Raw genomic sequence first — 21,150 nt, 5'->3', positions numbered from 1 at the left:
TTAATTTCTATACAAGTTATTATCTATTTTTTGCTCATAATTAGTTATTGGGCTGATAGTTAGGGTTAATAGTAAATCTTCATTTGGCTTTAAATCTCTATCTTCATAATAGCTTTTTTTATATTTAAATCCTGCTTGTAAACAATCATTTTTGTAATTGTATACTAGGTCATAATATTCCGTGAGAGCTATTTTTCTATTTCTTCTTGTACCGAATGTCAGCAAATGATTTTCATTAAAATTAATAACAGTTTTATTTTCTAAGATATTTGTATCACCTCTCTCTCCATTTTCTTCAGTAAATATAAAGTTTGTATTTAAAATTCCAAAATTAAATTTAGTTGTTAACGAATTATATTCAAAAGAATTGTAATCATTATCTAAAGAAAATTGATAATTTATATTAAAGAAATCATTAAAATTATTTTCAATTGATCCAAATAAATTTGAAGTTTTTTTGTTTAAAGTAGATGAGTTTGGAATAAAATTTTGTTCTTTATCTCTTAGTACAGTGCCTAATTTGAAAGAAAAATACCTATTTATGTCATTTAATTGTTCTTTTTTATAATCTAATCCCAATGTTAATGATTTGCCAGATTCAAATTCGTCACCCAAACTCATTCTATCGATATTGAAAATATTTGAAATATCTACATTTCTATTTTCTGTTGATCTATCTTTCATATTAGTTGGATTCATTCTAAGAGATACTTTTGGAATTAAATAATCAGTACTATTAAGATTTGTTTTAATTAATGGAAAACTAGTATTAGCTTCAAATATACTTTTTAATTTTGATGTTGGACTATTTTTGTGAGATGAATTTTTTTTACCCAAAAAGTTGGTATTTTTAAAATATAAATTAAAATTATTTTGAAAGCCCATAGAGCTTATAAAATCAGTACTATTTATATTAAAATTATTTGTTACTTTCGAGGTAAGTTTGTTAGTTTCAGATAATTGATTATAACCTGATGAACTAAAATTTAACAAAGTGTTTCTGAACAAAATTGGATTTCTTGTTATATCATAATATGGAAAATTATACTCGTATTTGTCATTTTTAGATACACCTTCTAGATCTTCAAAAAACTCAACACCACCATCGAATTGATATATTTCATTATCGAGAGTAATAGAAACTTTTGAATTTAGTTTATTTTTACTTCCTGGAAGAATTTTAGTATTAGTCAAATTATTTTCAAAAACTTTTAAATAAGTATCATTCGATATTTTTTCTAAATTTACTTTTAAGGAGCTACTTGTATACTGATCTAAATTTAGATCTTTTTGAAAATCTAAAAATATATGAAAAATACTATTGTGATTTTGTGAATTTTTAGATTTATATTTAGAGACATATCCAATGTCAGCAATTAAATTTGAATCTTTGTTTTTTTCTCTATATTCATTTTGTAAAAGTATTTTTTTGTCCTCAAATAAAGTAGTTTGTAGAGTTGCATCTTTATTATCAGAAATAACATGGAAATAAGGAATATAAATTGAGTTAGTTAAAGTTTCAGAACCATTTAATAAAGGTTGTAAAAACCCCGATTGACGTTTTACACTTGGATCTGGGTGAAAAAACTTTGGCATGTACATTACAGGCATGTTGTAAATTTTTAAAATTGCATCATCATAAATAATTTGTCTTTTTTTCTTATCATGTGTAATTTTATTTGCTTTAATTGCCCAAGCAGGACATTCCATGCTTTTATTACATGAGGTAAAAACTCCTTTATTAACCTTTAAATAATCATCATTATTAATTGAAGATGATCCATATAGTCTAGGTTGATTATCGATATTTCCAAATGTATTTTTTTTTAAATTAAATTTACTATTTTCAGTAATAAATTCATTATTACTTAAATTAAAAAATCCACTTGAAAAGTGCGCCTCATCACTAAATCCATTTTCTAAAAAATTTTCTGAAATAATTTTAACTTTTTTAGCTTTTAATATCTCATCATTGATGAAAAATTTAAATTTATCAAATTTATATAATTTTGAATTGTTGTCAGTTAAATAAGATTTTTTCGAAGAACTAATGGTAGAATTGTTTCTATTATATTTTGTATCTGATGAATAAAATTTAAATTTTTTGTTAATAAATGATTTAGTATCTCCCGTTGTAAATATTTCTTCTAAATTTTTTTTATAGGTTATCTTGTTTGTGAATAATTGATTGTTTGTTTTTTTATCAATTATTTCAACGTTTTCTTCAGCAGTTAAGATATTTGAATTTCTGTTAAATTCAAAAAAATTAGCATCAATAGTAATATTATCCTTTATGGCCTTAGAATTTCCTTCAGTTAAAATTTTCTCATCGTTTTTAAAATACTTTATTTTATCAGTATAAATTTTTGATTTGTCTTTTAAATCGTTGATAAAAACGTTTTCTTCAGCAGTTAAGATATTTGAATTTCTGTTAAATTCAAAAAAATTAGCATCAATAGTAATATTATCCTTTATGGCCTTAGAATTTCCTTCAGTTAAAATTTTCTCATCGTTTTTAAAATACTTTATTTTATCAGTATAAATTTTTGATTTGTCTTTTAAATCGTTGATAATTACGTTTCCATAGGCTGTTAGTATATTAGTTGATTTATTGAAATAAAATTCATCAGCTTCAAATTTTATTTGACTATCTGTGTTGACTATACCTCTATTATAACCGTAAATTTTATTACCATTATCTTTAATTTCTATATTGTTAATATCAAAGTTAAATTGATCATCTGCGAGCGTCGAGAAAACAAACGATAGGTTTAAAACTAAACTAAAAAAAATTATTATGAATATATTATTTTTCATTTATTCCATAAACCATAATCAAATTGGCAAAAGTTAAAAATATTATTGGTGTCCAAACAGCAGCTATAACAGATAATTTTTCTGTACTTCCCATAACATTGAAAAAATTGAATGTATAATAAATAATTACCGATAAAAACAAACCAATAATAATTTTTAATGTTACATTGGTATAATTTTTAACTTTAAACATAATTATAGATGATAGCAAAGTAATCATTGTTAAATAAAATGGATAAGAAATTAGTTTATTTATTTGAACTTCAACTTCAGTGGTTGAGTAATTAAGCTCAGTATAATTCTGTTTTAAATCAAAAAGTTCATCAATTGATAATGATGATAAATTTGAGAATAGATTCTTTATACGTTCATAATTATAGTTAAATTTTTTTTTGAGCAAATTTAATTTTATTTTTTCTTCATTTTCAAAAATTTCTGGGTTATAGATTTGCCATTCAAAATTTTTAATATTTATTTTTTTGCTTTTTATATTTCTTACTATATTAAAATTTTCATCAAATTGAGATATCAAAGTATCAATTAAATAATTGTCATCTATTTTGGATGCACTAATAATATAGGTGTCATTCAAAATCTTATCCTTTATCCAAAGTCCGTTATTAGTTATAACCGCTAGATACTTACCATCTGTTGTATACTTCAATTTAGATTCTAAATATAAATTTTTAAAATTTGAAGATAAAAAATAAAAACAAAAAATTATCAATACACCTAAAATAAAACTAAAAAAACATAGTATTTTTATAATAGACGAATTTCTTAATCCTGAGTATTTAAATATTTCTATTTGATTATTTGAATATAGATTAATAAAAAATAATTGAGTTGAAATTAAAAAAATAAATGGAAACATTTCAAAAATCAAATCTGGTGAATTTAAAAAAGATAGATAAATTGGATAAAAAGTAGGAACATTTATTTCATTAAAAAATTCAAATTCAGTCAACATATTTATAATTATTGATAAACTTAACATCATTAGAGTTACGAAAATTAAATTTTTAAAGTAACTTTTTAAAATAAATAAAATATAAACCTTCATAACTTATTTAAAATTCAAAAATTTATTTACAAAACTGTATCTAAAAACAAAATATAGGAAAATCGAAACTAGAAAAGGAATAATTATAACCTTAGAATTACTAACTAGATTATCATCAATAAATTTTAAAGAACTTTCAGAAATAATAATAGTAATGAAACCATATAAAAATACTAACAGTCGTAATTTTAAATAATTTGTTTCTTCTTTGGATCTAACTATTACAAAACAAGAAATTAAAATTAAAACTGGAATATAAAATGGCAATAAGGTTCTTTTAAACAATTCTGCAAAAATATTTTCTAAATTTCTTTTACTACAATTATGCGATATTCTTTCTACATTTTGTTCTTTTAATATTTTAATGCAATTTAATAGTTCATGAGTTTGAGTTTCTTGAATTTTATAAGCTAAAATAGTATTGGTTTCTAAATTTGATAAATTAAAATCCGATTTTGAAAATTTAAAACTTGAAATTTTATCATCTTGTACATTTATGGTTTCTCCATCAAAAAGAATTAAAATATTTTTTTTACCTTTTTGATCGAATAAACCTTTTTTTGCATAAGTGATTTGAAATTTTTTTGATGAAAATTCTCTTTTTATGTATATTTTTTTTAACTCACCATTTTTTTCAACTTTGTCAGTATATAGTGTTAAACCTTTAATTGTATCATTAAATTTTTTTTCTTTTATGAAAGATCCTATGAAATCAACTTCTGATGTTTTTAATATTGTTCTAGAAAATTTTTGACTAACAGGAACTATAAATGTTGTGATTATAATTTGAAATATTGTAATAATTAAAGAAATTTTAAATAAGAAATTAACAAGTTCAATTTTATTTACTCCAGAGTTCCACAATATTATTAGTTCATTATTTATTTCATATTTACCTAGGACATAAAAAAAACTAAAGAAAAGTGCAAAAGGCAAAATTTTAGTTATAATTTTGGGTAGGTTTAATGCCGTGTAATAAATATAAATTAAAAAACTACGACCATCCTCAATCATTACATCTAGAAAATTAACTGCTTGGAATACCCAAACAATTATACTTGTACTTAAAAGACTAATAAAAAAAAAAATTAGACAATCAGATAGTATTTTTCGAAATAAAATTTTTTTCATTGAAATAATGTATATTTAAACATATATAGCACTCATCACAACTAGAGTGTATTGTAAATATATGTCTGTTACAGTTAGTTATAAAAAAAATTTATCTAAAAATAAAGTTGGTAACTTAATATTCTTTGTTGACGAAAAGTACAGTATTTCTGTTTTAAATAAGTACTTCAGCAAAATAGAAAATCGTTTTATTGGGGATATATTGAAATCTCAAAATTTATCAAAAAAAATAGTTAGCTTTGATCTAAGCTCAAAAAAAAAAATTTTTTTAATTTCTGTAAAAAAAAATGTTAAATCATCTGAGGTTGAAAATTTAGGAGCTGAATTTTTTAATTATTTAAAGGATATTAAAATCAAAGAATTTCAGATTAATTCAGAAGCAGTTCCAATAAAATTAAAAAACTTTCTAGGTTATTTTTTACATGGTTTAAAACTTAAATCTTATATATTTGAAAAATATAAAACAAAAAAAAATAATAATAATATATGGATAAATGTTAATGGAAAAAACATACCATCTTTAAAAGATCAAATTAAATTCAGGTCAATAGAGGAAGGAACTTTCTATACTAGGGATTTAGTTTCAGAGCCTGGTAATATTTTGCATCCTGATGAGTACGCAAAGAGATTAAAATCTTTATCTAGGACTGGCTTGAAGATTAACGTTTATGATGAAAAAAAATTAAAAAAATTAGGAATGAATACTTTACTTGGTGTTGGTCAAGGAAGTGTAAGAGGGTCATACTTGGTGACAATGGAATGGAATGGTTTGAAAGATAAATCAAAACCTCTAGCGTTTGTTGGTAAAGGAGTTTGTTTTGACACTGGAGGGATTTCACTAAAGCCAGCTAAATTTATGGAAGATATGACATACGATATGGCTGGTTCAGCAGTTGTTGTGGGGTTGATGAAAAGTTTAGCTGTAAGAAAAGCAAAAGTTAATGCTGTGGGTGTTGTTGGGTTAGTAGAGAACATGCCTGGTGGAAATGCTCAAAGACCAGGTGATATTGTAAAATCCTACAGTGGAAAAACTGTAGAGATTTTAAATACGGATGCAGAAGGTAGATTAGTATTAGCAGATGCGCTAACTTATACTGAAAAAAAATTTAAGCCTAAATTTATAATTGATTTAGCAACCCTTACTGGTGCAATAATTGTTTCTCTAGGTTCTGAGTACGCAGGCTTGTTTTCAAATGATGATAAATTATCCGAACAATTAATTGAAGCAGGAGAGAAGGTTGAAGAAAAAGTTTGGAGAATGCCTCTAAATAAAAACTTTGATAAATTGATAGATTCTAAAAATGCAGATATGCAAAATATAAATTATGTTGGAGGAGCTGGCTCAACAACTGCTGCTCAATTTTTACAAAGATTTATTTTAAACAAAACACCATGGGCTCACTTAGATATAGCTGGAATGGCTTTCTCTAAATATGGGGGGGCATTAAATTCAGGTGGTGCTACTGGTTATGGCGTAAGATTATTAAATAAACTAATAGAGGACAAATATGAGTAATATTGAGCAAACTTTATCAATTATAAAACCTGATGCAGTTGAGAGACATCTTGAGAATGAGATAAAAGATATGTTTAAAAACAATGGTTTTTCAATTTTAAAGGAAAAAAAAATTCAAATTGAAAAATCAGAAGCAGAAAATTTCTATAGAGTTCATGAAACAAAGCCGTTTTATAACGATTTATGTGAATATCTATCCTCAGGTCCAATTGTAGTAATGGTACTTGAAAAAGAAAATGCAGTGTTAGGAAATAGAGAATTAATGGGGGCAACTAATCCTAAAGATGCTGAAGAAGGCACAATTAGAAAGAAATATGGGATTTCAATTGATAAAAATTCTGTTCATGGATCTGACAGTGTTGAAAACGCCAAAATTGAAATTAATTTCTTTTTTAAAGACTAAAGATTTTCAAAATAGCTTTCGGATATAATTTATGCTCTTGAACTAAAATTTTTTTAGAAAGACTAACTGGGGTATCTTTTTTTAAAATTTTAACCTTCTTTTGAAGAATTATTTTTCCAGAATCAAGTTTTGAATTTACGAAGTGTACAGTACATCCTGAGTATTTATCTTTATTTTCTATAGCTCTTTGATGAGTATTTAAACCTTTGTATTTTGGCAACAAGGAGGGATGAATATTTAAAATTTTCCCTTTGAAGTTTTTAATAAAATTTTTAGAAAGTATTTTCATAAATCCTGCTAAACAAACTAGTTGAATTTCATTTTTTGCAAGTTCATTAAGTATTTTTTTTTCAGCAAAATTTTTGTGACTAAAATTAATTATTTTTTTTTTAATTTTAAAAATATCTCCATACTTTAAACCTTTAGCTACCATATTATTAGTAATAATTAGGTTAATAGAAATAGGTGATTTGTTTAATTTAGAAAATTTAATAAGTGATTTTAAATTACTACCTGTTCCAGAGATAAAGACTGCAGTTTTTATTCTATTTGTTCCAGTTGATAGAACCATTTAATTTTACTTTAGTTTTACCACTTATAATTTTTCCAATTACATATGGTTTGTAATTTTTAGGAAAATAACTTTGAATTTTGTTCAAGTTTTTCTTATTAGTAATTAAGCAAAAACCAACACCGCAATTAAATGTTTTTAACATTTCATTTTCTGATATTCCATTCTTTTTCAGCCAATTAAAAATTTTTAAAGTTTTGATTTCATTTAAATCAATATCAGCCACCATGTTATCAGGTATAATTCTTTTGATATTATCAGCAAGTCCTCCTCCTGTAATATTTGCGCAACCATTAATAAGATTTTTTAAAATTAGTTTCATTACTTCATTCACATATATTTTTGTTGGTTTCAAAAGTTCTGATTTTAAAAATTTACTTTTATTTATATTTATTTTTTTTTTATTTATTAAATACCTTACAAGTGAGAACCCATTTGAATGTAATCCACTAGACGGAATTGCTAATATTATATTATTTTTTTTGATTTTATTTTTATTTAAGATTTTATTTTTACCAACAACACCAACAGCAAAACCTGCTATGTCAAATTTACCTTCTGAATAAGTACCAGGCATCTCCGCTGTTTCTCCACCCACAAGTTCACAATCTGATAGTTTACAGCCTTTAACTATTCCTTTAATGATCGATTTAAGTTTAGATAAATCAATCTTGTTTATTGAAATGTAATCTAAAAAAAGCAACGGTTTTGCACCTTGGACAATTAAATCGTTCACACTCATTGCTACAAGATCAATACCGATTGTATCAAATTTATTTAATGAATTAGCTATTTCAATTTTAGTTCCGACACCATCTGTACAAGCAACTATTTGAGGTCGCTTTATGTTACCTGGAATGTTTGAAATAGAACCAAATCCCCCGATATTAGAAAACTTTTTTTTGCCCTTTTTTTTTGATGATACTGATGAAATGAAATTTACAAACTTATCGGCTGCTTTAATGTTAACACCACTTTTTTTATAGGTAAAATTTTTATTATTCATTACAATATTCTATGAGGTGTTTTTCAAAATTAATTAAACTTAGGAATTTATATAATCTTTTTCTATTTCTTGCTTTATTAAATATTTTTTTTTCCACAGAAAATAGTGTTGCAAAAACATTTTCTATAAAAGAAATCGAAATATCATCTCCATTTGACGCCTCATTTGATAAAAATAAGATAATAAATCGAGGCTTTGTTAAAGCATATGAAGAACTTATTTTAACTATTGCTCAAAGCAAAGATCAAAAAAAACTTCAAAATTCTTCAACTAAAGAAGTCAAAAGTTTAGTTGAAACATTTTCAATTGTTCAAGAAAACTTTATTGATGAAATATATAATCTTACTTTAAATGTAGAATTTAATAAAAAAAGTTTTTTTGAATTATTGGAAAAAAAAAATGTATTTCCCTCATCTATTATTCAAAAAGATTTAATTTTTTTTCCAATAGAAGTAGATGAGGAAAAAAGTGAAATATTTCTTTTCTCCGAAAGTCAATTATTTAAAAATTGGAATTTAAAAAAAGAAAAACATTATCAATTAAATTATATTTTACCAAACGAAGATATTGATGATTATAATTTAATAAAAAAAAATATTAATAATTTAGAAGATTTTAATTTTAAAGAAATTTCAAAAAAATATAATTTTGAAGATTTTATTATAATGATTGTATTTAAAAATAATCAAGAACTTAGAGTTCTTAATCAAATTGTTTTTAACAATAGCCAAAATTTAAAAAATTTTAAATTTAAAAATATCAATTTAGAAAATTCAGAAGATCTAGAAAAATTTATAGATCAACAAAAAATGGTTTTTGAAGATTATTGGAAATTAAAAAATATAATAAATACATCAATTAAATTAGATTTGACTATCTCTGTTGATAATAGCAATATAATTAAAATCGATCAGTTTGAAGCAACACTTTCAAACATAGAGTTGGTTAATAAGTTCAATATATTTAAATTCGATAATAAAAAAAATATTTATAAAGTAATCTTTAATGGAACTCGTGATCAGTTTTTAGATGTGATGAAGGATTATGATTATTTTTTTGAAATTAAAAACAAAATTTGGTTGTTAAAATGAAATCTTTAAATCAAGAAATTTTAAAATTTGAATATGATCAAAATTTTAAAGATCAGGACTTTTATGTTTCAAAGTCTAATGAATTTTCATTTCTATTATTAAATAGTTGGCCTAAGTGGGAAAAAAATTTTATAAATCTTATTGGTGACAAATTTTCAGGAAAATCTCATTTAATTAATATTTTTTTACATAAATTTAAGGGTATTAAAATAAACGCAGCTGATATTAGTAATGAATATTTAAAAAAAATTAAAATCTATGAAAATATAATTATTGAGGATTTAAATAAAAATATTGATGAAAAGTTATTATTCACTTTTTTGAACAACATAGAGCAAGACAATAAGTATTTAATTATTACTTCAACAAAACCTATTGTTGATTACACTTTTGAACTAAATGATTTAAATTCTAGAGCTAAAAATTTTATTTTATCAAAGATTGATAAACCAGAAGATGATTTGTTATATGCCTTAATATTAAAAAATCTTTCTGATCGTCAGATATCAATTGATAAGAAATTAATAGATTTCATTATAAAAAGAATAGATAGATCCTATGGCAAAATTTCTGAATTCATATATAAGATCGACGAAATTAGTTTAAAAAGAAAAAAACCAATCGATTTTAAAATTATTAAAGAAGCTTTAGGAGAATAATTGAGTAAATATAGAACAAATACTTGTAACGAATTAAGAAAAGAAGACGTTGATAAAAAAGTATTTCTTTCAGGCTGGATCAATAAAAAACGAGACCATGGTAACTTATTATTCATAGATTTAAGAGACAATTATGGTGTCACACAATGTATTATAGATAAGGATAATAAAAATTTCACAAACTTAGAAAAAACTCAATTAGAAACTGTAGTTAAAATTGAAGGTAAGGTTGTAGCTCGATCTGAAGATACAATTAACAAAGAAATAGGCACAGGAGAAATTGAGGTAAAAATTGATACTTATGAAGAACTAGGTTCTTGCAAAGAATTACCGATGCCAGTTTTCAGTGATCAAGAATATGCTGAGGAAATAAGGTTAAAATATAGATTTTTGGATCTAAGAAGAAAAAAAATACATGAAAATATAATCTTAAGATCAAAAGTTATTTCACACATTAGAAATGAAATGACTAAATTAGGCTTTTTGGAATTCCAAACACCAATATTAACATCCTCTAGTCCTGAGGGTGCTAGAGATTTTTTAGTTCCAAGTAGATTAAATCCAGGGAAGTTTTATGCTTTACCTCAGGCGCCACAACAATTTAAACAGCTAATTATGGTATCTGGTTTTGATAAGTATTTTCAAATAGCCCCTTGCTTTAGGGATGAGGATGCAAGAGCAGACAGAAGTCCAGGTGAATTTTATCAACTAGATTTAGAAATGTCTTTTGTAGAGCAAGAAGATGTTTTTAACGTAGTTGAAAAATTAATGGTTAATACTTTTAAAACATTTTCAAATAAAAAATTATTAAACGATAAGTTTCCTAGAATTTCTTACAAAGAAGCAATGTTAAAATATGGAAGTGATAAACCTGATTTAAGAAATCCACTTATAATAAATGATATTACTGAAATATTTACAAGAGAAGATGTATCTTTTGAAATATTTAAAAAGTTAGTAAAATCTGGTTCAAGAGTAAGATGCATAGTAACAAAAAATACTAAGGACAAACCAAGAAGCTTTTTCGATAATATTGACAAATGGGCCAAAGAACAAGGAGCATCAGGTTTGGCTTATTTCACATTTGAAAAAGATACTGAGTTATCTGGTAAAGGACCTATAGGAAAATTTTTCACCAAAGAAGCATTGCTAGAAATAATGAATTTAACTAATGCAGAAGTAGGGGACAGTATTTTTCTAGCTTGTGGAAAACAAAATGAATTAGAAAAAATAACTTCTCAGGCAAGAAATAAAATTGCAGAAGATTTAGATTTAATTGATGAAGATATTTTCGCGTTTTGCTGGATAGTTGATTATCCAATGTTTGAAAGAGATGAAGTGACTAATAAAATTGAATTTAGTCATAATCCATTTTCTATGCCACAAGGTGATTTGACAGAAAAAGAATTTGAAAATCCTCTAGAACTATTGGCTTATCAATACGATATTGTTTGCAATGGTATTGAATTATCCTCTGGCGCTATAAGAAATCATAAACCAGAACTTATGTATAAGTTATTCTCAATTGCTGGTTATGATAAGCAGCAAGTAGATGAAAAATTTAGTGGTATGATAAATGCATTAAGTTATGGTGCTCCGCCTCACGGGGGTATTGCTCCTGGAATCGATAGAATTGTTATGCTGTTAGCTAATGAAAAAAATATTAGAGAAGTAACAATGTTTCCAATGAACCAAAATGCACAAGATTTGATGATGAACGCTCCATCAGAGGTTAATCCTGAACAGCTAAAAGAGTTAAACTTGTCTTTGAAAAATAAAAAATAAAATTATTTTTTACCTTTAAGACTTATTTTAACATCAGATAAATCAACTAGATTTTTTTTATAGTTATTTCTTACAAATCCTTTGCTAGTAATATCTTTTACAATTTTTAATAATTGATTTTGATCTTCATTTTCTTGATCATTCGTATCGTTTCCACCAATTGCAGGAGTATGTGCAAGATCTTCTCTATTTTGGTAAGATATAGCTAACTCTCTAAAAATATAATCTAAAATAGAGGTAGCGCTCAATATTCTATCATTTCCATGTACTTTACCTGATGGTTCAAATTTTGTTCCCACGAATGCACTTATAAATTCATCTAATGGTACTCCGTATTGAAGGCCTAAAGATACTGCTATTGCAAAGTTATTCATCAATGCCTTAACTAGTTCTCCTTCTTTACTTGTGTCGATAAATATTTCTCCAATTTTTCCATCTTCATATTCACCTGTATGAAGATAAACTTTATGATCTCCAATTGTAGCTTTTTGAATATAGCCTTTTCGTCTGTCAGGCATACTAAATCTTTTTCCACCTTTTTCTGAGGACTTGTTTAAGTTTTGAACAACGGTTTCTTTACTTATAGAATTTTCACTTGCACTTTTTGAAACTATTTCAATTTTTTTATTTTCAACTACTTTTTTGTTATTTGGATCTAAACTTTTAGTTTTTCTATTGTCTAATTTGACATCTAAAACTTCGAATTTACCATCGTCTCTTTTTTCTAGATTTTTAAGCTCTGTTTCATTTATGTCGTCTAAGTAATGATTCACCTTAAAGGTACAAGTGTAATAAGTTTCTACAAGATATTTTGCCATTTCACCTCAGTTTAAAATTAGTTTGAAAATAGATTCTTTTAATTTATATACTTATTCAAATTTTAGTCTAATTTAATTTTTACAATTTTTAATTGAAATAAAAAATAAAATAACATGTTGACACTTTTTAAAAAAATTTTCACTTGGTGGAATCAAGATACTTTTGGAACAAGATTAAAAACAATTTTTTTTGGAAAACTTGCTGGTACAGATCAGTTTGGGAACAAATATTATGAAGATAAAAAAGGAAAAAGATGGGTAATATATTCAGATGTTATTGATGCATCAAAAATTCCAGTTGAGTGGTACTCATGGATGCATTTTACACCTAACAAAATAGAAAAAAAACATGAGCTAGAAAAATATGAATGGCAAAAACCTCATCAATCAAATTTAACTGGTACCGAAGAAGCATATTATCCAAATAAAAATAAAGAAGATGTTAAAAAAAAATATACTAGTTGGAAAGAATAGTTTTTTTCTTTACTTACTAATCTTCTTTTTTCTATTTACATCTATTTCACATTCCAATATTCAACTTGAAGGTTCTTTTACTGAAATTAAAATTTTAGATAAAATTAGTTCTAAAAATACTTCGTTAAAACTTAAAAATGGTCAATTACTAAAATTTAAAGACTTATCAATTCAGAGTTTAAAATGTAAAAATTCTGAATTTGATGATAGTCCAGAAATTACTGCTTACATACAAGTCAGAGATTTATCAAATCAAAACAATGATGAAGTTTTTGTTTTTAATGGATGGATGTTTTCTTCAAGCCCTTCAATAACTCCGTTTGATCATCCTATTTATGATGTGTGGCTAATAAAATGTTATTAAACTATAGTATCTTTATCTAGCCAACTCACATTAAAATCTGAATTGATAAATTTTTTATGATTTAACAATTTTTTGTGAAGTGGAATAGTAGTTGTAATACCTTCAATTACAAATTCATCCAAAGATCTATTCATTCTTTGAATAGCTTCTGTTCTATTTCGCCCATGACAAATTAATTTACAAACCATACTGTCATAATATGGAGTAACCTTGTAACCTTGAAATATAGCTCCATCTACTCTTGTTCTAAATCCAGATGGCTGGTGACACATACTTATAACCCCTGGCGATGGTTGAAAATTTTTACTAGCATCTTCAGCGTTTATTCTGCATTCAATAGCATGACCTCTTGGATTAATATCGCTTTGTTTTAATGCCGTTTCTTCAGAAAATGCTATCCATATTTGTTCTTTAATAATATCTACTCCTGTTACCATTTCTGTAACAGGGTGTTCTACTTGAACTCTTGTATTCATTTCAAGAAAGTAAAACTTTCCATCTTCATAGATAAACTCGACTGTACCAGCACCCATGTATCCAATTTTAGAGACCATTTTTACAGTTTTTTCAAAAAGATCTTTTCTAATTTCATCATTCAAAACAGGACTAGGAGTTTCCTCAATAAGTTTTTGATGTCTTCTTTGAACAGAGCAATCCCTTTCATGCAAATGCACAACTCTATTTTTTCCAGCAAGAATTTGAACTTCTATGTGTCTTGGATTTTGAAAGAATTTCTCAATATACACTTCATCGTTACCAAAATATTTTTGTGCTTCTGATTTAGCTGTGGAAAATAAAGTTTCAAATTCTTCCTCCTTATGTACTATTTTCATACCTTTTCCACCACCTCCACCTGAGGCTTTAATCAGAACAGGAAAGCCAATTTTTTTACAAAGGTCTTTTGCTTCATTAATATCTCTGACACCACCTTCAGATCCTTCAATAACAGGTAAACCATTTTCTTTAGCTATTCTTTTAGCTTGAATTTTATCTCCCATCATTTCGATGTGTTTTGAAGATGCACCAATAAATTTAATTTTATTTTCTTCCAAAATTTTAGCAAAGTTAGCATTTTCTGATAAGAAGCCATATCCTGGATGAACAGCGTCTGCATTAGTCAGTTCTATTGCAGACATTAATGCGGGAATATTTAAATAACTGTTTGCTGGTTGATGAGAACCTATACAGACACTTTCATCTGCCATTCTTACGTGCATGCTTTCTCTATCAACATCTGAATGGACTGCTACAGTTGCTATACCCCATTCTTTACATGCTCTTATAATTCTAACTGCAATTTCCCCACGGTTTGCAATTAAAATTTTTTTAAACATTATTTATTCTAAAATAATAATTGTTTGACCAAACTCAACTGGCTGACCATCATCAACACAAATTTCTTTTACAACACCATCATGGGTAGAAGGTACATGGTTCATTGTTTTCATTGCTTCAACAATCATTATTGTGTCACCCTTTTTAATTTTTTTACCTACTTCAACAAATTTTTTTGCTCCAGGTTCTGGTGCATGATAAGCGGTTCCAATTATTGGAGAAGTAATTTCTGTTCCAAATTTAACACTTTCAGCAGCTTGAGAAGTAGAAGTTAAATTTGCATTGCTTACAGAAGCAGGGATTGTTTGATTGCTAATTGATACGTTATTTTTTGAAACTTTAATTTTTGTATCTTTTTCAGTAATTTCTATTTCAGTTAAGTTAAACTCATCCAAATAGTTGCTAAGTTCTTTAATTATGTTTTTATCTATTTTCATTTTTCAAAAGCTTTTGTAATGAAATTATGGCCAAAATATATCCTTCAGTACCTAATCCAAAAATTCCACCTGTTGCAACTCCACTAATAAGTGATTTATGTCTGAATTCTTCTCTTTTATATATATTTGATATATGCATTTCAATTATTGGTTTCTTGAATAATTCAAGTGCATCTCTTATTGCAACTGAAGTATGTGTAAATGCAGCGGCATTAATGATCATTCCATCATAATTTTTTCTTGCATCTTGAATTTTATTTACTAAATCTCCTTCCAAATTTGATTGGATAAATTCACAATTAAGTCCAATTTCTTTTGATTTTTTTATACAATTTTCTTTAAGTTGCTCATAGTTGTCAGATCCATATTGTGATTGTTCTCTTTCACCTAATAGATTAAGATTTGGACCGTTAATAATAATTATTTTATTATTCATTCAGCATTTATATACGATGAAAAAAATAAAAATCAAAGTAAATGGTAAAATCAGATCATTTTCTGAAACATATAAACTTTCAGATTTAATAAAACACCTTAAAATTCCTATGAAAAAAGTAGCAATTGAACTTAATGAAGAAATAATAGATAAAAAAAATGTTAACAAAATTAAATTAAAACAAAACGACAAAATTGAGATTGTTCATTTTATAGGAGGAGGATAACGTGAAAAAAGATGATCTCATCATCGCTAAAAAAAAATTTAAATCTAGATTAATTGTTGGTACTGGAAAATATAAAACAATGTCTGAATGCGCCAAAGCTATTAAATTATCAGGAGCAGAGATTGTAACTGTTGCAGTTAGAAGAGTAAATATTTCTGATAAAAACAAACCTTTGTTAATGGATTATATTGATCCAAAAAAGATTACTTATTTACCTAATACAGCGGGTTGTTTTAATTCTAAAGAAGCTCTTAGAACTTTAAGATTGGCAAGAGAAATTGGTGGGTGGAAATTAGTTAAATTAGAAGTATTAGGAGATAAGGAAAATTTATTCCCAGATATGATTGAAACTTTAGAGTCTACTGAAGTTCTTACTAAAGAGGGGTTTAAAGTTATGGTTTATTGTAACGATGATCCATTAATGGCAAAAAGATTAGAAAATGTTGGAGCTGCTGCGATAATGCCACTAGCAGCACCAATTGGATCAGGTTTAGGAATACAAAATAAAATTAATATTCAAATAATCAGGAAACAAACAAAACTTCCATTAATAATTGATGCGGGTCTTGGACAAGCTTCAGATGCTACAATTGCAATGGAGCTGGGTTGTGATGGAGTATTGGTAAATACTGCAATTGCAAAAGCAAAAAAACCATTTGATATGGCTCTTGCATTTAAACATGCTGTTATTGCTGGAAGACAATCGTATAACTCAGGAAGAATAGATAAAACTTTAATGGGAAACCCTTCTTCTCCATTAAAAGGTATTATTTAGTTTTTTTATAATATTTCTTTTTTTTATAATTTTTGTTTATTTTTGAAACTTCTTTTTTTTTAGAAATTTTATCTTCTTTATTTTGAGTTTCTAAGTTTTTTAATTTTTCATAATGTTCAACAAGCTCAATTGTTTTTTTTGATTTGTTTTGAATATTAACAATATATTCTGGTATTATTAAAGAATTGTCGCTAATGATATCGATAGTCACTTTATTCTTTTTTTCAAAGTAAGTTAAATCGTTAACAAAGTTTTCTTTAAGAAAATCTGAAACTTTTTCACATACTTTTACTTCAACAAATTTTGCTTTATTAATTACAGCCTTTAATTCAACAATTTTTAATAATTTTTGAGCAAAAGACTCGTCTGTTAAAGTCACCTTCCATTTAACAGCACTTTCTCTCAATCTTTGCCTAGACATTTCTAAAAGGCCAAAATTACTTATTCTTCCAATTTGAATTCGTGCTCTATCTGATCTACATTTTTCCTTAAGCTTTCTTTCTACTAAGCGTCGGTTACCAAAACTAAGCATATCAATGAAGTCTATAATTATTAATCCTGATAAATCTCTTATTTTTATTTGTCTCGCAATTTCTTCCGCTGCTTCAATGTTTGTGTCTAAGGCTGTGCTCTCAACATTTTTACCTTTAATTGAGCTACCAGAGTTAATATCTATCGATACAAGTGCTTCTGTTGGATTAATAACTAAATATCCTCCCGATTTGAGTTTAATTTCTGAATCAAAAATTTGATTTAATTTTTGTTCAATATTTTCTTCAATAAATAGTGGTGTTCTTCCTCTATATTTTTTAACCTTTTTTACACTTGATGGCATCATTGTTTTCATAAAGGATTGGGCTTTTTTATAACCTTCATTTCCTTCAACAATAATTTGGTTAGTACTATCATCGTACATATCTCTTAAAGTTCTTTTAATTATTTCACTTTCTTGATGAATTAAAGATGGAGCTATAGAATTAATTGCATTATCTTTTATCTGTCCCCAAGTATTAATAAGAGTTGTTAAGTCACTATTGATTTCATTTTTTGTTTTGTTGCTTCCTGCTGTTCTTACAATTAAGCCCATCTCTTTAGGAATTTCAATTTCATTTAAAATAGTTCTAATTTTTTTTCTATCAGCAGGATTAAATATTTTTCTAGAAATTCCACCACCTTTAGGTGTATTTGGCATTAACACTATGTATTTTCCTGCGATTGAAATAAATGTGCTTAGTGCAGCACCTTTTTGACCTCTCTCGTCTTTGATGACTTGCACAAGAATTACTTGATTAGGTTTGATTACTTCTTGAATTTTGTATCTTTTAAATTTGAATTTTTTTTCAGGTTTTTTTTCAGTTTTTTCCTCTGTATCTGAATTTTCTTTTATCTCTACTTCCTCTTTATCAGATTCTAAATTTTCAACCTTTTCCTCTATTGGATCATCTATTTCAAGTTTACCCTCAGCAATATTTTCCTCTTCTTTTGCTTCAACTTGCTTTGAAAGTTCTTCTCTTGCTTTTTCTTCTTCTTCTTTTATTTTTTCAAGATCAGCTTTTGGAATTTGATAGTAATCTGACTGAATATCATTAAATGATAAAAATCCATGTCTTTCTCTTCCAAAGTCAACAAAGGCTGCTTGGAGCGAAGGTTCAATCCTGCTTACCTTACCTAAATAAATATTATTTTTTATTAAATTATTTTTTAAACCTTCGTACTCGTAGTCTTCAATATTTTCGCCTGATTTAAGTACAACTCTAGTTTCATTTGGATGCGATGCATCGATATATAAATTTTTTTCCATAATGTGTTGATTTTTAAGTTCATTAATTTTTTGTTTAGTAATAAATTTTGTTTATCTCTGATGCCTTATCTTTAACAAATTCCAAGATATAATGGAAATAAAATGAGTAAATTATTTAAAAATATTCTGTTATTTTCCTCTACTATTTTAATATTATTGGGTATTTTAATATTTAGTATTTTATGGAAATACTCTAACGATATTCCAGATTATAAATTTTTAAAGAGTTATAAGCCACCAGTTTCAAGCAAAGTTTACTCAAGAAATGGAGAATTGGTTGCAGATTTTTCAAAAGAAAAAAGAGTTTTTGTTCCGTACAATGCTATACCAAAAAATGTAATTAATTCGTTTTTATCCGCAGAAGATAAAAATTTTTTCTCTCACCCTGGTGTAGATGCGAAAGGAGTTCTAAGAGCAGTTATTAACAATATTTCAAATATAATGGCCTCTAAAAGATTAGAAGGTGCCTCAACCATTACTCAACAAGTAGCAAAAAATTTTTTATTAACAAATGAAGTAAGTCTAAATAGAAAGATAAAAGAGGCAATTTTGGCATTTAGAATTGAGAGAGCATTATCTAAAGAAAGAATATTAGAACTTTATTTAAATCAAATTTATCTTGGTAGTGGTGCCTACGGTGTAGCTGCTGCAAGTTTGGAATATTTTGATAAATCTATAAGAGAACTTAATTATTCAGAAGCTGCATTGTTAGCTGCTTTGCCTAAAGCACCTAGTAAATACAATCCTTATAAAGATAAAGATTTAGCAAAATTTAGAAGAAATTTAGTTTTAAAAAATTTATTTGAAAATAATTATATTACATCTGAGTGGTTGGAAAAATTAAGCAATCAGGAAATTAAATTAAAGAAAAAACAAAAAATATACTTAGAAGATGCACAATATTATATTGAAGACGTTAGAAAAAATGTCATAGAAAGTTTGACTTATGACAAAGTTTATAAACAAGGTCTAAATATCAATACTCCTATAGATTTAGATTTACAAAAAATTGCAACTAATTCACTAAGATCTGGATTAATTTCCTATGATCAGAGAAAAGGTTGGAGGGGACCATTAATTAATAAACCTTACAATTCGAACTGGTACAAAGATTTAGATAAATACAAACTTGAAAAATCAATTAATTGGAAATTAGCAATTGTAAAAAAATTAAATAAATTTTCAGCAATTATAGAAACAATTGATAAAGATGATGGTGTTATTGAATATAAAGATATTTCTTGGACAAAAAAAGAGTTTAACCAATTATTAAACATTGGTGACATAATTTATGTGAGACAAATAAAAGATAAAAAATATAGCTTACAACAATTGCCAAAAATAAATGGAGGAATTGTTGTAATGGATCCTTATACAGGAAGAGTTTTGGCTCTTAATGGTGGTTTTAGTTTTAAAAAAAGTGAGTTTAATCGAGCAACACAAGCAAAAAGACAACCAGGTTCTGCATTTAAACCATTCGTTTATGCTCTTGCTTTAGAAAATAATTACACACCCACCTCATTAGTTTTGGATGCACCTTTAGTTTTAGATCAAGGAGATGATTTAAAGTTGTGGAAACCAGAAAATTATGGAAAAAAATTTTACGGTCCATCTACAATTAGAACTGGGTTGGAGAAATCAAGAAATCTAATGACAGTTAGAATAGCTCAAGATTTAGGGTTAGGCAAAATTATCAACTATTCTAAAAAACTTTCAATTTATGAAAATCCTGAGGAACTTTTGTCAATTTCCTTAGGTTCTGCTGAAACTACTTTGTTGCAGCTTACATCTGCTTACTCTGTTTTTGTTAATGGAGGAAAACTTGTTGAACCTGTTTTGATTGACAGGATTCAAGATAGTGAGGGAAATACTATTTATAATAATGATAAGAGATCTTGTGTAAATTGTGATGCAATATCCTATCTTAGTGATGATTATCCTGAGTTAAAAAATAAATTTACACAAATTTTTTCCGAAGAAACCGCATATCAAATGACGTCAATACTTGAAGGGGTGGTTCAAAGAGGAACCGCAAAAAAATTAAGAGATTTACAATTAAATATAGCAGGAAAGACTGGAACTACGAATAATAATACTGATACTTGGTTTATTGGTTTTACATCTAACTTGTTGGTAGGTGTTTATGTAGGAATGGATAGTCCAACACCACTTGGTAAATTTGAAACAGGATCAAAAACGGCCCTACCTATATTTAAAAATTTTATAAAAAATTCTGTTAAAAAGTCTGAGGCTAGACCATTTAAAGCTGCAAAGGATACAATTATGATGGTTGTAGATCCCTCAACAGGCCAGAAAGCTAAATTTACGTCTAAAAATACAATAATTGAGGTTTTTAAAAAGAAAAATGTTGTAGATGGTAAAGTTCTTTATTCAAATTCTGATAGAATAGATATAAACAACATATTAAAGTTTTACTAATGG

Annotated in this window: 20 protein-coding genes; 10 read left to right on the top strand and 10 right to left on the bottom strand. The window is 26.3% G+C overall.

All coding sequences use genetic code 11. From position 1 onward, the window contains the following. The 3 genes from ACTTAS_RS04455 to ACTTAS_RS04445 are packed head-to-tail and all read right to left on the bottom strand — an operon-like array spanning position 1 to position 5,011. Positions 1-2,817 (bottom strand): LPS-assembly protein LptD, encoded by a 2,817-nt coding sequence (locus ACTTAS_RS04455; RefSeq protein ID WP_440678466.1) that lies wholly within the window; start codon positions 2,815-2,817, stop codon positions 1-3. Then, positions 2,807-3,880 (bottom strand): LptF/LptG family permease, encoded by a 1,074-nt coding sequence (locus tag ACTTAS_RS04450; protein WP_440678465.1) that lies wholly within the window; start codon positions 3,878-3,880, stop codon positions 2,807-2,809. Before ACTTAS_RS04450 ends, ACTTAS_RS04455 begins: the two co-directional genes overlap by 11 nt. A 3-nt stretch (positions 3,881-3,883) precedes the next feature. After that, on the bottom strand, positions 3,884-5,011 hold the full coding sequence (locus tag ACTTAS_RS04445; RefSeq protein WP_440678464.1) for an LptF/LptG family permease: 1,128 nt from the start codon (positions 5,009-5,011) through the stop codon (positions 3,884-3,886). Between the two features lie 61 nt (positions 5,012-5,072). On the opposite strand from ACTTAS_RS04445, the gene ACTTAS_RS04440 reads away from it, so the two are divergent. Together ACTTAS_RS04440 and ndk are read left to right on the top strand one after the other, a co-directional pair. Continuing rightward, complete coding sequence (locus ACTTAS_RS04440; protein WP_440678463.1) at positions 5,073-6,527, top strand: leucyl aminopeptidase; 1,455 nt, start codon at positions 5,073-5,075, stop codon at positions 6,525-6,527. Position 6,528: 1 nt separating this feature from the next. Beyond that, the gene (gene ndk, locus ACTTAS_RS04435) at positions 6,529-6,930 is read left to right on the top strand and encodes a nucleoside-diphosphate kinase (protein ID WP_440678989.1); all 402 of its coding nucleotides are present in this window, start codon (positions 6,529-6,531) and stop codon (positions 6,928-6,930) included. Here the strand turns inward: ndk and purN are convergent. Both purN and purM read right to left on the bottom strand, forming a co-directional pair. After that, positions 6,920-7,501, bottom strand: a complete 582-nt coding sequence (gene purN, locus ACTTAS_RS04430; protein WP_440678462.1) for a phosphoribosylglycinamide formyltransferase — start codon at positions 7,499-7,501, stop codon at positions 6,920-6,922. The genes ndk and purN overlap by 11 nt on opposite strands. Continuing rightward, positions 7,476-8,507 carry a phosphoribosylformylglycinamidine cyclo-ligase gene (gene purM, locus ACTTAS_RS04425; RefSeq protein ID WP_440678461.1) on the bottom strand — a complete coding sequence of 344 codons (1,032 nt, stop codon included), beginning with the start codon at positions 8,505-8,507 and terminating at the stop codon, positions 7,476-7,478. Before purM ends, purN begins: the two co-directional genes overlap by 26 nt. An 11-nt stretch (positions 8,508-8,518) precedes the next feature. Between purM and ACTTAS_RS04420 the strand changes: the two genes are divergently transcribed. The 3 genes from ACTTAS_RS04420 to aspS are packed head-to-tail and all read left to right on the top strand — an operon-like array spanning position 8,519 to position 12,042. Beyond that, positions 8,519-9,598 (top strand): DUF2066 domain-containing protein, encoded by a 1,080-nt coding sequence (locus ACTTAS_RS04420; protein WP_440678459.1) that lies wholly within the window; start codon positions 8,519-8,521, stop codon positions 9,596-9,598. Then, a complete protein-coding gene (locus tag ACTTAS_RS04415; protein ID WP_440678457.1) occupies positions 9,595-10,257 on the top strand; it encodes a DNA replication protein in 663 nt (220 codons plus the stop codon). The genes ACTTAS_RS04420 and ACTTAS_RS04415 overlap by 4 nt, the downstream gene beginning before the upstream one ends. After that, positions 10,258-12,042: an aspartate--tRNA ligase gene (gene aspS, locus ACTTAS_RS04410; protein ID WP_440678456.1), complete on the top strand. Its 1,785-nt coding sequence runs from the start codon at positions 10,258-10,260 to the stop codon at positions 12,040-12,042. A 2-nt stretch (positions 12,043-12,044) separates the two neighbouring features. On the opposite strand, the gene ACTTAS_RS04405 is transcribed toward aspS, so the two are convergent. After that, positions 12,045-12,860, bottom strand: coding sequence for a TSCPD domain-containing protein (locus tag ACTTAS_RS04405; RefSeq protein WP_440618658.1), 816 nt, complete (start codon positions 12,858-12,860; stop codon positions 12,045-12,047). Positions 12,861-12,974: 114 nt separating this feature from the next. Here ACTTAS_RS04405 and ACTTAS_RS04400 point away from each other — a divergent pair, with 114 nt between their 5' ends. Together ACTTAS_RS04400 and ACTTAS_RS04395 are read left to right on the top strand one after the other, a co-directional pair. Then, the gene (locus ACTTAS_RS04400) at positions 12,975-13,334 is read left to right on the top strand and encodes an NADH-ubiquinone oxidoreductase subunit NDUFA12 family protein (protein ID WP_440678454.1); all 360 of its coding nucleotides are present in this window, start codon (positions 12,975-12,977) and stop codon (positions 13,332-13,334) included. After that, positions 13,300-13,698: a DUF2155 domain-containing protein gene (locus tag ACTTAS_RS04395; RefSeq protein ID WP_440678453.1), complete on the top strand. Its 399-nt coding sequence runs from the start codon at positions 13,300-13,302 to the stop codon at positions 13,696-13,698. Before ACTTAS_RS04400 ends, ACTTAS_RS04395 begins: the two co-directional genes overlap by 35 nt. On the opposite strand, the gene accC is transcribed toward ACTTAS_RS04395, so the two are convergent. From accC to aroQ, 3 genes are read right to left on the bottom strand one after another with little or no spacing between them, the layout of a single operon-like run. After that, a complete protein-coding gene (gene accC, locus ACTTAS_RS04390; protein WP_075506549.1) occupies positions 13,695-15,032 on the bottom strand; it encodes an acetyl-CoA carboxylase biotin carboxylase subunit in 1,338 nt (445 codons plus the stop codon). The two genes, ACTTAS_RS04395 and accC, sit on opposite strands and share 4 nt — an antisense overlap. Before the next feature lie 3 nt (positions 15,033-15,035). After that, complete coding sequence (locus ACTTAS_RS04385) at positions 15,036-15,470, bottom strand: acetyl-CoA carboxylase biotin carboxyl carrier protein (protein ID WP_440678452.1); 435 nt, start codon at positions 15,468-15,470, stop codon at positions 15,036-15,038. Further along, the gene (aroQ, locus tag ACTTAS_RS04380; protein WP_440678451.1) at positions 15,457-15,906 is read right to left on the bottom strand and encodes a type II 3-dehydroquinate dehydratase; all 450 of its coding nucleotides are present in this window, start codon (positions 15,904-15,906) and stop codon (positions 15,457-15,459) included. The genes ACTTAS_RS04385 and aroQ overlap by 14 nt, the downstream gene beginning before the upstream one ends. A gap of 16 nt (positions 15,907-15,922) precedes the next feature. Here aroQ and thiS point away from each other — a divergent pair, with 16 nt between their 5' ends. Then, on the top strand, positions 15,923-16,132 hold the full coding sequence (gene thiS / locus ACTTAS_RS04375) for a sulfur carrier protein ThiS (protein WP_440678449.1): 210 nt from the start codon (positions 15,923-15,925) through the stop codon (positions 16,130-16,132). A gap of 1 nt (position 16,133) precedes the next feature. After that, a complete protein-coding gene (locus ACTTAS_RS04370) occupies positions 16,134-16,907 on the top strand; it encodes a thiazole synthase (RefSeq protein WP_440678448.1) in 774 nt (257 codons plus the stop codon). Here the strand turns inward: ACTTAS_RS04370 and ACTTAS_RS04365 are convergent. Further along, a complete protein-coding gene (locus tag ACTTAS_RS04365; protein ID WP_440678446.1) occupies positions 16,900-18,708 on the bottom strand; it encodes an Rne/Rng family ribonuclease in 1,809 nt (602 codons plus the stop codon). The two genes, ACTTAS_RS04370 and ACTTAS_RS04365, sit on opposite strands and share 8 nt — an antisense overlap. A 102-nt stretch (positions 18,709-18,810) precedes the next feature. Here ACTTAS_RS04365 and ACTTAS_RS04360 point away from each other — a divergent pair, with 102 nt between their 5' ends. Next, the gene (locus ACTTAS_RS04360) at positions 18,811-21,147 is read left to right on the top strand and encodes a penicillin-binding protein 1A (protein ID WP_440678445.1); all 2,337 of its coding nucleotides are present in this window, start codon (positions 18,811-18,813) and stop codon (positions 21,145-21,147) included. Positions 21,148-21,150: the final 3 nt, after the last annotated feature.

It is taken from the genome of Candidatus Pelagibacter sp. HIMB1611 (assembly GCF_052047715.1).
Taxonomy (GTDB): Bacteria; Pseudomonadota; Alphaproteobacteria; order Pelagibacterales; family Pelagibacteraceae; genus Pelagibacter.
The sequence above is the reverse complement of the archived record's forward strand: the minus strand, read 5'-3'. Positions and strand labels throughout refer to the sequence as shown.

What these genes read in the sequence shown, in the direction of transcription:
- ACTTAS_RS04415 (WP_440678457.1), top strand. Translation starts at nt 9,595, where the DNA reads ATGAAATCTTTAAATCAAGAAATTTTAAAATTTGAATATGATCAAAAT.
- aroQ (WP_440678451.1), bottom strand. Translation starts at nt 15,906, where the DNA reads ATGAATAATAAAATAATTATTATTAACGGTCCAAATCTTAATCTATTA.
- ACTTAS_RS04440 (WP_440678463.1), top strand. Translation starts at nt 5,073, where the DNA reads ATGTCTGTTACAGTTAGTTATAAAAAAAATTTATCTAAAAATAAAGTT.
- ACTTAS_RS04395 (WP_440678453.1), top strand. Translation starts at nt 13,300, where the DNA reads ATGTTAAAAAAAAATATACTAGTTGGAAAGAATAGTTTTTTTCTTTAC.
- thiS (WP_440678449.1), top strand. Translation starts at nt 15,923, where the DNA reads ATGAAAAAAATAAAAATCAAAGTAAATGGTAAAATCAGATCATTTTCT.
- ACTTAS_RS04420 (WP_440678459.1), top strand. Translation starts at nt 8,519, where the DNA reads ATGAGGTGTTTTTCAAAATTAATTAAACTTAGGAATTTATATAATCTT.
- ACTTAS_RS04360 (WP_440678445.1), top strand. Translation starts at nt 18,811, where the DNA reads ATGAGTAAATTATTTAAAAATATTCTGTTATTTTCCTCTACTATTTTA.
- ACTTAS_RS04455 (WP_440678466.1), bottom strand. Translation starts at nt 2,817, where the DNA reads ATGAAAAATAATATATTCATAATAATTTTTTTTAGTTTAGTTTTAAAC.
- ACTTAS_RS04385 (WP_440678452.1), bottom strand. Translation starts at nt 15,470, where the DNA reads ATGAAAATAGATAAAAACATAATTAAAGAACTTAGCAACTATTTGGAT.
- purM (WP_440678461.1), bottom strand. Translation starts at nt 8,507, where the DNA reads ATGAATAATAAAAATTTTACCTATAAAAAAAGTGGTGTTAACATTAAA.
- ACTTAS_RS04450 (WP_440678465.1), bottom strand. Translation starts at nt 3,880, where the DNA reads ATGAAGGTTTATATTTTATTTATTTTAAAAAGTTACTTTAAAAATTTA.
- ACTTAS_RS04445 (WP_440678464.1), bottom strand. Translation starts at nt 5,011, where the DNA reads ATGAAAAAAATTTTATTTCGAAAAATACTATCTGATTGTCTAATTTTT.
- ACTTAS_RS04405 (WP_440618658.1), bottom strand. Translation starts at nt 12,860, where the DNA reads ATGGCAAAATATCTTGTAGAAACTTATTACACTTGTACCTTTAAGGTG.
- purN (WP_440678462.1), bottom strand. Translation starts at nt 7,501, where the DNA reads ATGGTTCTATCAACTGGAACAAATAGAATAAAAACTGCAGTCTTTATC.
- accC (WP_075506549.1), bottom strand. Translation starts at nt 15,032, where the DNA reads ATGTTTAAAAAAATTTTAATTGCAAACCGTGGGGAAATTGCAGTTAGA.
- ACTTAS_RS04400 (WP_440678454.1), top strand. Translation starts at nt 12,975, where the DNA reads ATGTTGACACTTTTTAAAAAAATTTTCACTTGGTGGAATCAAGATACT.
- ACTTAS_RS04365 (WP_440678446.1), bottom strand. Translation starts at nt 18,708, where the DNA reads ATGGAAAAAAATTTATATATCGATGCATCGCATCCAAATGAAACTAGA.